This window comes from Alteromonas sp. 38, assembly GCF_902506055.1.
GTDB classification, from domain to species: domain Bacteria; phylum Pseudomonadota; class Gammaproteobacteria; order Enterobacterales; family Alteromonadaceae; genus Alteromonas; species Alteromonas lipotrueae.
Genome location: NZ_LR733300.1, coordinates 4083802 through 4098180, shown reverse-complemented (window position 1 = coordinate 4098180; position 14379 = coordinate 4083802). Strand labels below are relative to the sequence as shown.

The 14379-nt window shown below is 38.5% G+C and carries 12 protein-coding genes; 9 read left to right on the top strand and 3 right to left on the bottom strand.

Translation table 11 applies throughout. The features are described from left to right. Positions 1-357: 357 nt before the first annotated feature. From FLAVO9R_RS17655 to FLAVO9R_RS17645, 3 genes are read right to left on the bottom strand one after another with little or no spacing between them, the layout of a single operon-like run. Positions 358-1218 (bottom strand): glycosyltransferase, encoded by an 861-nt coding sequence (locus FLAVO9R_RS17655; protein ID WP_159533471.1) that lies wholly within the window; start codon positions 1216-1218, stop codon positions 358-360. Positions 1219-1221: 3 nt separating this feature from the next. Then, on the bottom strand, positions 1222-1965 hold the full coding sequence (locus FLAVO9R_RS17650; RefSeq protein WP_159533469.1) for a hypothetical protein: 744 nt from the start codon (positions 1963-1965) through the stop codon (positions 1222-1224). Then, positions 1962-3836, bottom strand: a complete 1875-nt coding sequence (locus FLAVO9R_RS17645; RefSeq protein WP_159533467.1) for a GT-D fold domain-containing protein — start codon at positions 3834-3836, stop codon at positions 1962-1964. Before FLAVO9R_RS17645 ends, FLAVO9R_RS17650 begins: the two co-directional genes overlap by 4 nt. A gap of 219 nt (positions 3837-4055) precedes the next feature. On the opposite strand from FLAVO9R_RS17645, the gene FLAVO9R_RS17640 reads away from it, so the two are divergent. The 9 genes from FLAVO9R_RS17640 (at position 4056) to FLAVO9R_RS17600 (ending at position 14369) form a co-directional block, all read left to right on the top strand. Then, positions 4056-6794 carry a glycosyltransferase gene (locus tag FLAVO9R_RS17640; protein WP_159533465.1) on the top strand — a complete coding sequence of 913 codons (2739 nt, stop codon included), beginning with the start codon at positions 4056-4058 and terminating at the stop codon, positions 6792-6794. A gap of 1067 nt (positions 6795-7861) precedes the next feature. After that, entirely contained in the window at positions 7862-8899 is a 1038-nt protein-coding gene (locus FLAVO9R_RS17635) for a Gfo/Idh/MocA family protein (RefSeq protein WP_159533463.1), read from the top strand. Further along, entirely contained in the window at positions 8896-9456 is a 561-nt protein-coding gene (locus FLAVO9R_RS17630) for a D-sedoheptulose-7-phosphate isomerase (RefSeq protein WP_159533461.1), read from the top strand. The genes FLAVO9R_RS17635 and FLAVO9R_RS17630 overlap by 4 nt, the downstream gene beginning before the upstream one ends. A 90-nt stretch (positions 9457-9546) precedes the next feature. Further along, the gene (locus tag FLAVO9R_RS17625; RefSeq protein ID WP_159533459.1) at positions 9547-10308 is read left to right on the top strand and encodes a hypothetical protein; all 762 of its coding nucleotides are present in this window, start codon (positions 9547-9549) and stop codon (positions 10306-10308) included. 9 nt (positions 10309-10317) lie between these two features. Next, the gene (locus FLAVO9R_RS17620; protein ID WP_159533457.1) at positions 10318-11034 is read left to right on the top strand and encodes an SDR family NAD(P)-dependent oxidoreductase; all 717 of its coding nucleotides are present in this window, start codon (positions 10318-10320) and stop codon (positions 11032-11034) included. Continuing rightward, entirely contained in the window at positions 11027-12100 is a 1074-nt protein-coding gene (locus FLAVO9R_RS17615; protein ID WP_159533455.1) for an AroB-related putative sugar phosphate phospholyase (cyclizing), read from the top strand. Before FLAVO9R_RS17620 ends, FLAVO9R_RS17615 begins: the two co-directional genes overlap by 8 nt. Next, a complete protein-coding gene (locus tag FLAVO9R_RS17610) occupies positions 12097-12813 on the top strand; it encodes an acylneuraminate cytidylyltransferase family protein (protein ID WP_159533453.1) in 717 nt (238 codons plus the stop codon). Before FLAVO9R_RS17615 ends, FLAVO9R_RS17610 begins: the two co-directional genes overlap by 4 nt. 11 nt (positions 12814-12824) lie before the next feature. Then, entirely contained in the window at positions 12825-13763 is a 939-nt protein-coding gene (locus tag FLAVO9R_RS17605) for an NAD(P)-dependent oxidoreductase (RefSeq protein ID WP_159533451.1), read from the top strand. Positions 13764-13781: 18 nt separating this feature from the next. Continuing rightward, positions 13782-14369: an acyltransferase gene (locus FLAVO9R_RS17600; protein ID WP_159533449.1), complete on the top strand. Its 588-nt coding sequence runs from the start codon at positions 13782-13784 to the stop codon at positions 14367-14369. Positions 14370-14379: the final 10 nt, after the last annotated feature.

Genomic DNA, 14379 nt, shown 5'->3' with positions numbered 1-14379 from the left:
TTTTTCTATTTTGGTGGATGGGTTGATAATAGACTTAACCGAAAATGTAGGTTACACGTGAACTTCCCTTGCTAGTTGGCTAACCTCTTAATCATTTAAAATATTCAACCAATGAAAGGACAAGGTGTCGAATGGTGAGGCTTGTTTTAAAATATCGCTAATAGAGCTTTTGAAGTCACTAGGGACTAAAAGCTCATTGATGTATAAAAAGCATAGGTGAGACAGAGTGAATCGACCAGACTTTCGTTTGAATTCTTCTAGCTTTTCATAAGCCAGTGAGGCATATTATTCGCTTCATCATGGGAATACTTAACAAAGCATAAAATGGCCGAAACCTCTAATTATGGATGTAACTAATTAGGGGCGTTTTACATTATGAATAAGGCTTGTCGCTGCATTTTTCAAATCTTCACTACCTCCAGAAACTAACTCCTCAACATAATTTGAGAATTGCTTATTTGTAATAAAAAGTTCTCCATGTGATTTAAGCATAAGAATGATGTCTTTATCTTTTCTGTGCTTTAAGAAACCTATTAGACGATTACAATGCTTAGCGTCTTTAGGCATAGCAAATTGGTTGTAGGACATCCCTTCTAAAATTCCGAAAGCTTGTTGGTATTTCCAAGATGTGCCTGTGTTAGAGTCAATCGATTTAAATACACACCCTGTACCAGAAAAGTATTCGTTGAAATCTAGCGTGTTATCTTTAGTGATCCCATATAGATTCGTATAAGCTGTAATTGCTCCAGGCCCGGTACAACTCCATACATCGTACATGAGAGTTTCAGTTTGAAAGCATCGGTCAATAAATTTCAACACATCAAGTGCTAGTTCGTGCTTTTCGGTGAGGTAAAACGCCATATTAGTATGCCAATAGCCACCAAACTTGTCCTTCCTATGAAACATCACGAAATCTTGATTATTACTTAGGTAAGCTAGGTGCCGCTTTATCTGTAAGTCACAATCGAGATACCAACCTCCATACAGATAAAGTGCCATCAATCTGACAATGTCGGATTTTGCAGCAGGGATATTTATAATATCTAAATTAATCCGAATACCTGTATCAGTATGAAATTCTTTACATATCCTTTTGGCTTTTTCAGCATCAATTAACTCAATGTTAGCGTCGTAATGTATAGCTTTCGCAGTTTTTATATTATTGGAATATGCATTTGGGAAATTAGCAGGATTATCCCAGTAAAAAAATATATTCAATTGTCACCTCTTTCTCACTAATGAGCTTACTAATTTTTGTATGTGGATCTCGCGGATGTACAAAGAATCAACTAAGTGATGGTCATCAATGGAAGGTATATGGTACTTGTTAACCGCTAACGTACTCAGATCACTCGTTTCCTTTACCACATCAAAATAGCCAAAATTATTATTTTCACATTCTTTTTCTAGCATTTGGTTGAAGTAAAGATGCGCGCCATTTCTTTCAATATTCGAAGCAAGCAAGTCTTTTAGTTTTTGACTTGCATATTTCCTCTGTTCGGGGTCTGAAATATTTTCTGATATGATACGGCTAGTGTAGTTTATGGCTTTGTTTCGTGATTCAGTTAACGTTGATAGATTAATTCCTTTAAATGTAATACTCAATTTTGGATGGGATTCAACAAAATCAAGCGTTCGATTGATGTAGTTTTTAATTAAATCTTGAATAAAGTCAGTATAATTAACGTCATCATCTTTAAAGACTTTACGATAATAGTAACCCAATTCTATATCAACCTGGCCGAACGCGAAGCAAATATGATCAGGGGAAAACTCCTCAATTTCAGATACTAAAGTACCGTAAGAGTCTAAGCTAGAACGCCGGCGTCCAAATCCTGTTATCGTAGCTCCTGAAAGTGGGATGACCTTTATAGACAGGCCTCTCGTGTTCGGTACGCAGTCTCTTAACTCTGGTGTTATGTTGAAATACTTAGAATGGCTGTCACCTATAACGAGAATTTTCATAAGTATGCTTCTACTACCTTTTTATATTTATCAATTTCTATACTTTTGTTTTGCTTTGCTTCGTTTAGTATTTCTAATGTGATTTCTGCAATCGCACGTGCTGGCTCCGTATAAGTGTGAACGCTAGGGCTGTTTAAACAAGCTAACAGATCTTTATCTAAATCTAACATTGTATTGTCTTCATAGAATTTTGAAAGAATATTTGGTAGCCTCAATTCCTTATTTACGAGAGTATAGTTACTGTCATTAAAGCTTAGTTCATCGACATAGCTGACAATTTCTCGCGGTGCCTTAGTTTCTAAGAGGAAATGTTTAACTTTTGTTTTAACCACGCCTAGCCCCTCGTTTATCTTAAGTGACTTGAGCGGCTGTTTTAATCGTAAGATGGATGAAAAGTCTTTGCATACACAGCCATCAACAAGAACTTTCTTGTCATATATTCTTAGGACAACGTTCTGGTTACCGAATATTGCCCGCCACTTCTCTATTTTACTTTTAAAATCAAGGTAATTTAACAATGTAAATGTGAATTTAGGCATTACGGAGTCAGAGTCGTGACCGCAAATGGCGCTACTGGGTGATGCCCCATAGAAGGGTTGCTTAGCTGCTTGTTGTTTTAGGGAAATCGCCAGCTTATCTTGACGTCGCAAATAACAAATAATTTTAACGTCATCGAAATATTTTTTGGAGAAGTTAAAGAGTTCTTCAATCTCTTTTTCATCCTCTATGAAAGATAAGTGTTCTGCTGATATTACAGCATTTCCTTGCTTTGCATTAGCGATTAACTCATAAAAAGATTTTTGTGGTTTGGCAACAATATGGCTTCTGTGAGCGGTCACGGAAATCAATTCAGAAGAGTTACCGCTTCCATTTGAAGTCAAAAAGTTAACACCTGCATCAGCAAGCTGGTGTTCTGATTGTTTCAAAGACCATTGAAGTGATGTCGTTCCCGTTTTGTGATGTCCCATGTGAATGTAGAGAGTTCGTGATCCTTTTAACAAATATGCTTTATTTGCGGTTGCATCGGGTCTACCTTTCCCTGCCCAACCATCAAATATAGAGCCTATATCTATACCAATACCACCTTTCTTTTTGATAATGTTGCAGTAGTGTTTTCCCAAATATCCTGCTGCGACTAAAAACACATCCCCTCTTCTCTTTACATTTATTTTAGATTCTATTTCTGGATATAGTGTAGGGTAGTGAAACTCTCCACTTTGCATGAATGATTGGTGCCCAGGGATCTTTATATGATCACACTTAGGTAAGTTAAAGTGTGATGCTATTTGGTCAGTTATGTCAGTATGGGATATAACTGTTAGTTGATCTAAACCTTTTAAAAGCTGGTTGAAAAGGCCTTCTTTGTGAAAAGGTTTAAATATGAAATGATCAAATATGGGTACGCTTTTTTCGACTGACGCCTCAATGGTTGTAAGACACACTGATTGTGCCGCTTGTGGAATTATATTGGTGTCATTGGTGCTATCTCTGAAATGAAGCCAACTAGGAGCACCGATAATATCTGCATTTTTTACTGCGTCTAAAATTAACGATTGAAGATGAGTCATACTAGGTTGGAGATAGTCGTCACCAAAGATTCGTTTTAGCTCTTCTACAACACTTCTGCCAAACTGGTATGTTAGAACTTGATTGAGAAAAATGTCTTTATTGAACAGATTGGGGTAAGCTAAAACTCTTCCTTCACCATCTCCCAACCTAACCATCGAAAATGGCTCTTTTTTGGTTATCGCATGTTTTAGTAGTTCATATAGCTCGTTAGTACAGTGAAAAGGGTTTTTGTCGGTACTGTAGAATAGTGAACGTTGAAGTTTTTCGGTCTTTCGTATCTGCTCTAGAAGTATGTCTTTCATTCAAATCCAATAATCTTGTATAAACTTGTCAGCCGTGACAATGATGCAATTGCGTTAATTGATATAATACCCAAAACGCACTGTATGTTCTATTTCATTATTCCAGTTTAAGATAGCTACTTCGAAGCGGACCTCACTGGTCACTATTAAGCTTACTGTGGTAGCATACCTCTATAAAATAAAATATATACTCAACTTAAATTGAGTATAGAGGTTGTTATGGATATAAAGAAATTAAAGCTCAACCGAAAGCCTTCTACGCTTTCTCCTAAGGGATCTATTGATGGCCTGCAAGGTGGTAATCTTGAAGGGTGGGCGGCACAGATTGGAGTCAACGAGCCGTTAGTTGTGGCAGCATATACGAGTGAGGGTGAACTACTCGGTTATGGTAAAGCTGACCAAATGAGGGAGGATTTATTGGAGCATGGAGTTAATGAAGGCTACCATGGATTCAGTATCGCTATAAACGAGGACAACCTATCGCCAGGAAGTGAAATAGTATTAAAGGACTATGTTACCCATAAAACTATACAAACAAACAGTTACATCACCCCAACCTACGATAAGCAGTTATCAGTAAGTGTGGATAGTGTTATTAAAAACCGTCTGAACTTCACGGTAACAAGTAGCGTTGCTATTGGCACCGCTGTACTAAGGTTTTCCCACAAAGGAATAGCTTTCTGTGACCACGCGATAGAGAGCGATGGTACATATATAAACGATCATATTTGGTTACCTGCTGTTTTACTAAACGGGCATGAAAATCAAGTTGACATTCATGTTATCGGTGCACACGATCGTGCAGGATGGGGAATAGTCAACAGCGACCCAATATTAACGCCGTCAGAATATCTAACCCATAGTAATACTTCACAGTCTTTTATCTCCCGACAAGCAGGCGCGGATTGGAGATATGAATCTCTGGTCTTACAATTGGATAGTTGTGGAGGAGATGCATCGGCGATTGATCGTATAACAACTGCCCACCGCGTGTTAGTAGAGTCGCATGAAGGGCGGAAATATTATCCGAAGCTCTCTTTGCCGTTTCATAAACAGCCTCAGTTTAGCATTATCATTCCTGGCTATAATAAGTTTGAGCTGACGTATCATGCCATCGCGTCAATAATATTGTCTTACAATGAATGTTCCTATGAGGTGATTATCGCAGATGACTGTTCTACAGATGAAACGTCAGAAGCGGAGAATCTAATAGAGAATATCGTGATCTCTCGTAATGAAGATAATTTACGGTTTCTGCGGAGTTGCAACAAAGCATCAAGCTTGGCAAAAGGCAACTTTATTGTTTTTCTCAATAACGACACAGAAGTTAAGTCTCATTGGCTTGATGCTCTATACGAGCAACATGCAATAGATGAAAGTATTGGCTTAACCGGAAGCAAGCTGCTAAACCTAGATGGAACTTTGCAGGAAGCCGGCGGCATTGTTTGGGGGAATGGTGAGCCATGGAATGCCGGGCGAAATGAAAACCCTTTTGCTCCTGAATGGAACTACGCTCGCGAAGTAGATTATCTCACCGGCGCTGCTATGTGTATCAAAGCAGATGTATGGAATGAGGTGGGTGGCTTTAGTGATGAGTTTGCGCCTTGCTATTATGAAGATGCCGACTTGGCTTTTAAAGTCAGAGAGGCTGGCTACAGGACAGTTTATGTTCCTCATTCCGAAGTAATTCATTTCGAAGGGCAGAGCCATGGTACCGACCTCAAAAAGGGCTTAAAGTCTTACCAAAAGGTAAATGAAAAGACTTTCCGAGCGAAGTGGTTCAAGCAATTTCGTAACCGGCTAAAACCCTCTTTAACTGACCTTCAACTGGAAAAAGACCGGAATATTGAGCAGCGGGTTCTGGTTCTTGATTATGCAATCCCCCAGCCTAACCAAGATGCAGGCAGTTATGCGGCGGTTGAAGAAATGAAGCTCATGCGTGCTTTGGGCTTTAAAGTAACATTCGTGCCGGATAACCTAGCGCATATGGGGAAGTTTAATCGCCAACTAGAAGCATTAGGTATAGAGGTACTGACGGTGCCATTTTATGTATCAGTCAGGGACGTTTTGGAACGTAGACTGGATGAAATGGATGCAGTGTATATAACCAGATACAGTGTCGCTGAAAAGTACATAGACGTAATCAAGGCCAAAGGGAAGCCTGTAATATTCAATAACGCTGACTTGCATTTTCTTAGAGAAATTCGAGCAGCGATTACCGCAGATGATGAAGGCCTGCTAATTAGTGCGCTACAGACTAAAAAAGCCGAACTCGCTGTTTGTAAAAAGGCGGACGCAATTCTCTGCTATAACGACAAAGAACATGCGGTTATTACGAGTCATATCTACGAAAGCGATAAGCTATTTATAACGCCTTGGGTATTAGGAGAGCGTCAGTTTAAAACTCCAATAGATGAACGAGAAGGAATAACTTTCTTGGGAGGATTTAACCACATGCCTAATATTGAAGCAGTGCTATTTCTGGTAGAGGAAGTTATGCCTAAAGTATTGGCATCGAACCCAAATATTAAGTTATATGTTTACGGTAGCAAGATGCCAGAATCTATTAGTAAGCTAGAGACTGAAAATATCAAGATGGTAGGCTTTGCTGAAAGTTTAGATGATGTCTTTAACAATCACAAACTGTTTGTAGCTCCATTGCTTTCTGGGGCAGGTATTAAAGGAAAAGTTCTTGAAGCGATGGCTTATGGTACGCCCTCAGTGGTAACAGATGTTGCCGCAGAAGGGACTGGCTTAGTAAGCAATGTCAATGCTGTGATATCCAATAATGCAAGTGACTTTGCTGCGGCTATTGTTGACTTATATTCAGACAATGAAAAATGCCAAAACTTTTCTGAAGCAACAAGAAACTTATCCGCTGATAAGTTCTCAAGAAGCTCAGGGCTAGCGAAATTTAAAGAAATATTCGAAAGTGTCGGGCTATATACTACGCGTTAACTTTCGAAACTTTTACAAGGCCCAAAGCGAAAATGTATGTCAAAAATACATAACAATGAATTTTATAATTTACAAAGTGAGGAAAGTTATTAGAGTGCTCTAATAATATTAGGGCGCTCAAGAGAAAGCTAGAGGTTAAAATTAGACTAGATAGTATTATTGATTTTGGATGTGGGGTTGGGAGCTGGCTTGCTGCTGCAAAAAAGTGTGAGGTACAGGCGGAGAGTACGTCCCGAAAGCTCGTCTGATGATAGAACAGGATGAGTATCATACCTAATGACTTATCATTGACTCTAAAGATTAATGTTGTTGAAGATCAATTTGACCTAGCAATATCACTTACGCCAACTGTTCGACAATAAGTTCGTTAAACTTCTGCAAGAAGTATAAAGTTGATTTTGAAACTTACAACGAAATTTTCGAAGTGAAAAAATTTATACAATCTAAGAAAGTTGATAACTACCATTTCTCGGTCACATCCAAAAACGATGAGGCGCACTCTGCTCAGCCAATTAGTTTATTGAGGGGCAATTGGCGGCACGCTTTCTTACAACCAAATACTTGTAGTTATTGTGATGCTTGGTTACCAGAGCTTAATGATGAATGGCGTAACACCAACATTTTTTGAAGAGGGTGACCAAGCTGCTTAGATTGTCACGGAGAACTTAAGTTTGGAGGAATTTCACATAGAAGGCATGGGGGATAGTTCGAACGAGTGATGATAAAAGGACGATCGTAATTTTCCAAGCAAGAGGATTTACTCGCTATGGTTAACCTACCGTTTTGGCGAGTTAAGCTTCTCAAACAAAGAAGAAAAATGTCTAACTTGAGTTCGAAGGTATTTGCCGAGGCAAAGACAGTAAATAACCTTAAGCATTCTATTTATCGAATGACAAGCGAAATTGCAGTTTATAGTTGTATTGGAAGTATAAAGAAAAAGAATCTATGGTGATCCTTTTTGAAGGTTAGTAAACTTGAATTAGCTCCATTTAGTGACAACGCTGATTGGTTCAATAAAAAGCAATGTTAAAGCTGTACACAAATAATTATAGAATTAGGATAGGTATATGAAATTTGGTTTTATTGGCTTTGGTAAGATGGGAAAAATACGAGCCGAAGCTTTTTCTGCGTCGAGTAAAGTAAGTGTTTATAAAATTTATGAGCCAAATCTAGAGGGAACAGTTGATTGTCTAATTGCTGATAGTGCAGAAGAAATCATTGACGATAACAATATTGATGTAATTTGTATCAGTGTTCCAAATTATTTCAACCACGAATATACAATTGGTGCTTTAAAAAGCGGCAAACATGTATTTTGTGAGAAGCCTCCTGCATTTACTGCAAAACAAGTAAAAGAAATTAGAGCTGCAGAAAAAGAAAGTGGTAAGAAGTTAATGTATGGCTTCAATCACCGTCATCATGACGCTGTGATAAAAATGAAATCACTCATTGATTCAGGAGACTATGGAAAAGTTCTTTGGATGCGTGGACGCTATGGCAAAAGTGTTGATGAGACATACTTCGATACATGGAGAGCGAAAAAAGAGCTTGCTGGTGGAGGTATTTTATTTGACCAAGGTATTCACATGCTAGATCTGTTCTTACATATGGGTGGTACTTTTGATGAAGTACACGCATTTGTTTCAAGCCTATACTGGAAAATGGAAGGCCTCGAAGATAATGTGTTTGCCATCATGAAACAGTCTAAAACTGGTGTTGTAGCGTCATTACATTCAACAATGACGCAATGGAGACATCTATTCTCCTTGGAAGTTTTTTTAGAATCAGGGTATATGGTTCTAAATGGCCTTAAAACTGGATCGGGTACCTATGGAGATGAGGTACTGACTGTAGCGAAAAATAGATCTACGGCACCAGCTGCAACTTGGGATGACGAAGAGTTATTTCGCTTTGAAACAGATAACTCTTGGAATTACGAAGCTGAACACTTTCTTAATGCAATTTCGAATGATAAGCCAGTGCAAATCGGTACATCTAACGATGCTTTAGAAGTTATGGAACTCATTGAAGCTATATATGAAAATGAACGCCATGAATCAAAAGAATTAAATACAACTTTAAAAAATATTAGGGAAAAATCATGAGTGATAATCAATTTTTAAACGACTACTTTGCGGAATATGAGAAGTTAGCTTTTTCTGAAGACGTATATGCTGAATTAATTGCATTTAAAGAGTTAGCTTTGGAAGTAAAGGCAAGGGGTAAGAAGTTAATGCTTGCTGGAAATGGAGCTAGCGCGGCAATTTCTGCTCATGGTGCGGTTGATTTCACAAAGCAAGGAGGTATCAGAGGAATAACATTTAATGAGGCAGACTTAATAACGTGCTTTGCGAATGATTATGGATATGATAAATGGATGGCAAAGGCTGTAGAGTTTTATGGCGATTCAGGTGATGTGGTCGTTTTGACGAGTGTAAGCGGGACTAGCCCTAGTGTTGTTGAAGCAGCAAAGTATGCAAAGGCGAGCGGCATGAAAGTAGTTACCTTCACAGGTAAAACGGCAGATAACGCATTACGTACTCTAGGAGATATAAACTTCTGGGTGGATAGCAGAGCATATAACATAGTTGAAGGAATTCACATGATGTGGCTGACAACTGTAATCGACTTAGTCATTGGTAAAGCCGAGTACTCTGTTTGATTAGTTGTCAAGGGGCTACATAGCCCCTAAACCTTCTCAAAATATAGGTAATCAGTTTCTGTTTGTTCAGATATATTTAAAGGAAATAAAATGAGTTTAAGCTTGATAGCGAAGAAAATTAGCAAATCACGCCTTAATAAAATTATTGAAAAATCTGCAATATCCGAACTTTCAGATCATGACCCATACCATGTTCAACAAGCGGTTGCCAATCTACTCCCCCCAACTGGTGCATGGAAAGCTGGTGGTACAAATAAAAAAACTCAAGAGTATTTTGGTACTGCAAATCCCTACTATGGCCCCATTGAAAAAAGTAAGGTCCATGTTGGAAGTCACTTGGTAGTTGACACGAAATCTTTAGCTCAACCTTTGAAAGGCGAATTAGAGATAGGCTTTCTAATACCACCAGAAGTTTTCACGAATGAGAATAAATTGGCGGATTTGATGACGGGAGGTGACATAAGCGCATTTGTTTGTGTAGAGCTTCCATGGACGATATTTGAGCAGCCCGATACGGGCTTGAGTCATCTTATTGCCGACGTGTGTGGCGCAAATGCTCTTTTGTGCGGGCCAGAAATCCCGACGAGAATGCTTTATGGAAATAACAAGATAGAGTTGTCATTACAGTCGGGCGACGAAACAGTCACACGCGGCTTGATAACTGATTCAATAATACCGCCTCTAGACGTGCTCGTTGATTTTATAGCGTTTATCTATAAGCAAGAAATTGAGATAATAGAACCTATCTATTTAGCCACAGGAGGAATTTCAGCGTGCGTTTCTTTAAATAAAAATACGAAATATTCAGTGGTGATAGATGGCACAAAGAACTTTCATTTTACCCTTGGTTAAAGGAACAATATGAGTACAGTTATTGTTACGGGTGGTACAAGAGGAATTGGTTTAGCGATTTGTGAAAAATTGCTAGAAGATGGTTACAAAGTTATTGCAACAGGCAGGAATCCTTCTGAGGATGACAAACTGTCCTCTCCAAATATTAGCTATCAATCACTTGAATTAACAAGCGAAGCATCAATACGTAAGTTTTGTGAAGTTATATCTAACGTATCATCACTATCTGGCTTAGTAAATAATGCAGGTATCAACATCATTAAGCCTTATGCTGAAATCACAGATGAAAACTTTGACCAGGTAATTAGTACCAATCTAAAAGCAAGTTTTGTAATAAGCAGAGCCGTAGTAAAAAAATTACAATCTTCTCAGAGTCATGGGCGTATTGTGCATATCGGCTCGATTTGGAGCGTAATCTCTAAGAGTGGTCGAGCTAGTTATAGTGCTTCTAAATCTGCATTAATTGGCTTGACGCGAGCGATGTCGGCAGAATTGGCGTCGCAAGGCATCTTGGTCAATATGGTTTCCCCTGGTTTTGTTAATACCGAGTTGACCGCAAGAAGTTTAACCCCTGAAGAAACCAAATCGCTTACATCTCAGGTGCCTATTAATCGAATGGCTGAACCGAGAGAAATTGCTGAGGTAGTTGAGTTCCTCCTAAGTAAAAGGAATTCTTATATATCAGGTCAGAATATTGTTGTTGATGGTGGTTTTTCTCATGTTTAAAAATTTTTTAGTTCAGTCGTTCAAAGGTGAGTACACAGTAGAATTCACCGAGCATTTAGATGCGTTAAAAAGTAATTTACTAGAAGGTGATGTTGTTATCTTGGACAGCAACATTCAAAAGTTGTATCCCAACATATGCGATTTATTGGATGAGCACTATATAGAAGTGGTAGAAGCTAATGAAAACGCAAAAACTTATGAAAAAATAGGTGAGCTGATCAATCGTGTTATTGGCTTTGGTTTTTCTAAAAATAACCGTTTAGTGGGGATTGGTGGGGGAGTTGTTCAAGATATTACGGCGTTTAGTGCTTCGATAATGTTCCGAGGCGTGGATTGGGTATTTTTCCCGACTAATTTGCTGACGCAGTGTGATAGTTGCATCGGTTCAAAAACTTCAGTGAACATAGGTGACTATAAGAATCAACTTGGTGGTTTTCACCCTCCTCGCCAAATATTTATTGATTTCTCTTTCATTGAAACTTTATCAAACTTAGAAATTTGCTCTGGATTGGGCGAGATGATGCATTATTTTTTGTTACAAAAGGATACAAATTTAGAGGATTTGGGGAGCGAAATTGTAGCCGCCCAAAGCGACAAAATAGTTTTGGCAAAATTGATTGAGCGCAGTTTAGGCATTAAGAAATCAATGATTGAAATAGATGAATTTGACACTGGTCCAAGGAATATATTCAACTACGGACATTCGTTCGGTCATGCTATAGAGGCTTGTACTAATTTTGAAGTACCGCACGGTGTGGCAGTGGCTTATGGGATAGATCTAGCTAACAGTATCTCGGTTCAACTTGGCTTAGTTGACAAAGAATTTAGAAACAAAGTTAGAACGATATTAGCTTGTATATGGAAGAGCAAAGCACTACCTGCAGTGGATATATCTGACTACTTTACTGCACTATCAAAAGATAAAAAGAATGTTGGAAAGCAAATCAAAGTTATTTTAACTGAAGGGATAGGCAATATGTATAAAACTACATTGCCCGTAAATGATGATATCGAAGCGCTAATATCGTCATTCTTTAACAACAGAACATATGAGCGAGATCTATGAGAGATTTAGGTAAAGTAGTTGCACATATTCCCGCGAGAGCTGGTAGCAAACGTGTAAAGGCAAAAAATTTAAGGTACATCGATGGCAAGCCACTATTGGCTTACTCAGTAGAGTGTGCTATTGCTGCAGAAGTGTGCGATGAAGTATATGTAAATTCTGACTCTGAAGATATGCTCGCATTAGCGGAGTCTCTAGGCGCTAAAGGCTACAGAAGAAATGGGCAGTTGGCTTCAGATACTGCCTCAGGTGATGACTTCACATACGATTTTATAAAAACAATGGAGCCAGATACTCTGGTGATGATTAGTCCGGTATGTCCCTTAATTACGGTTGTAGAAGTGAAAGCGGCGCTAGAGAAATTCCAAAATTCAGACTGCGATACAGTAATTACTTGTGAGTCCACGCAAATGCAAACGTTTTGTGATGGTAAAGAAGTCAATATAGACTTGTCTGGTCAACTAGCCCCAACTCAAGAAAACCCTAGTGTCCAAATATTGAACTGGGCTGTCACGGTATGGGATGCAAAGAAATTTGTTGAAAACTATGAAATTCTTGGATCTGCATATATTGGCAAGAAGCGTGAATTGTTGACAATTGACCCAATAAAAGCCGTGAAAATTAGTAAGGAAAGTGATTTTGAATTGGCAGAGTCTCTGTTAAAAATTAAAAAATTAGAAAAAGAATCAGAAGTTAAATATTGGACCAACAAGTAGGGTATAAAATAATGGAGCCAAAAGTAGCCGTTTGTTCTCGCTCATTTTCTCAGAACAAAATACTTCGTGAAGAGCTGATAAAACAATTTCCGAATACAAAATTTAATGACGCAGGTATTAGCCTAAATGGCGATTCATTAGTCGAATTCTTAAAGGGGATGGAACGAGCTGTTCTTGCCTTAGAATACTTAACTGAAGAAGTTATCCAGCAGCTTCCAGAACTAAAAGTGGTGGGTAAATATGGAGTTGGTCTGGATAAACTTGACTTACATGCTATGTCTAAATCGAATATAAAACTTGGTTGGACAGCTGGCGTTAATTCTATCGCCGTTGCCGAGCTGACAATTGCTCTGGCCCTAGATATTGTTAGAAAAGTATCCGAATCTCAAGCAGTAGTTGCTGGTGGAGAATGGACACAAGTTAAGGGGCTGCAATTGTCATCGTTAAAAGTGGGCGTGGTTGGATATGGGCACGTTGGTTCTAAGGTTTCGCGTTTGTTTAAGGCTTTTGGCTCAGATGTCGTTGCTTATGATATTAAAGGGTTAGAGCAAGAAATGGAAAATGATGGTGTCACTCCTTCTTCTTGGAACAAAATAGTTGAAGAGTGTGATTTGATTACAGTACATGTACCTTATCATAAGCAAAACCACCACCTTATAAGTGATAAGGTGATGTCTTCAATGAAGCCTGGTTCTTATATATTAAATACAGCTAGAGGTGGGTTGATCGATGAGTTTAGCTTGCTTCAGCATTTGGAGTCCGGCCATATTCATGCCGCTGGATTAGATGTATTCGAAATTGAACCGCCTAAGAATAATGCACTAGTGAGACGAAGTGACGTAGTTGTAACAAGTCATATTGGCGGAAGCTCAAAAGAGGCAATTTTGGCGATGGGCAGAGCTGCCATTGCCGGATTATCTGACTTTACTGATCCACTTGATTACTTATAGTTTTAAATAGGTTAAAGAATGAAGTTGATTGGAAGAGTAGACGAAAACACGATTAAATTAGAGACAGAAGAGAGTGATTTACCGGGCCTTAATATTAACTTCATAGGGCAAGGAAATAAGCTGGTTATAGGTAGAAATTTTAAATGCTCTAGACTAGACATTAACTTTTTTAAGGATAATTGTACTCTTTTCATCGGGCAAAATGTGGTTTTGGCAGGTAGTTTGAACTTCAAAGGTAAAAATACTCAAATGTCTATTGGGTCGGGGACTAAATGTAATGCTAGTCTATTCGCCAATCTAGGTGAGGATAATGATAAAATTTCTATAGGTGAAAATTGTTTATTTGCTCAAGTGAAATTTAGAACCTCTGACTCCCACAAAATTATGGATATTGAAACAGGTGCTCGTATCAACAGAAGCAAAGATATCGTTTTAGAAGATAGAGTATGGATTGCTGAGGATACCCTAGTAAAAGGGGGCGCACATATAGGGAGCGGAACTGTGGTAGGAGCAAAATCGTTTGTCTCTAAAGAACTAAAACAGAATTGCATTTATGCTGGGGCCCCAGTTCGTTTGATTCGTGAAAATATACGCTGGGAAGAATAAGGGTCGTAAA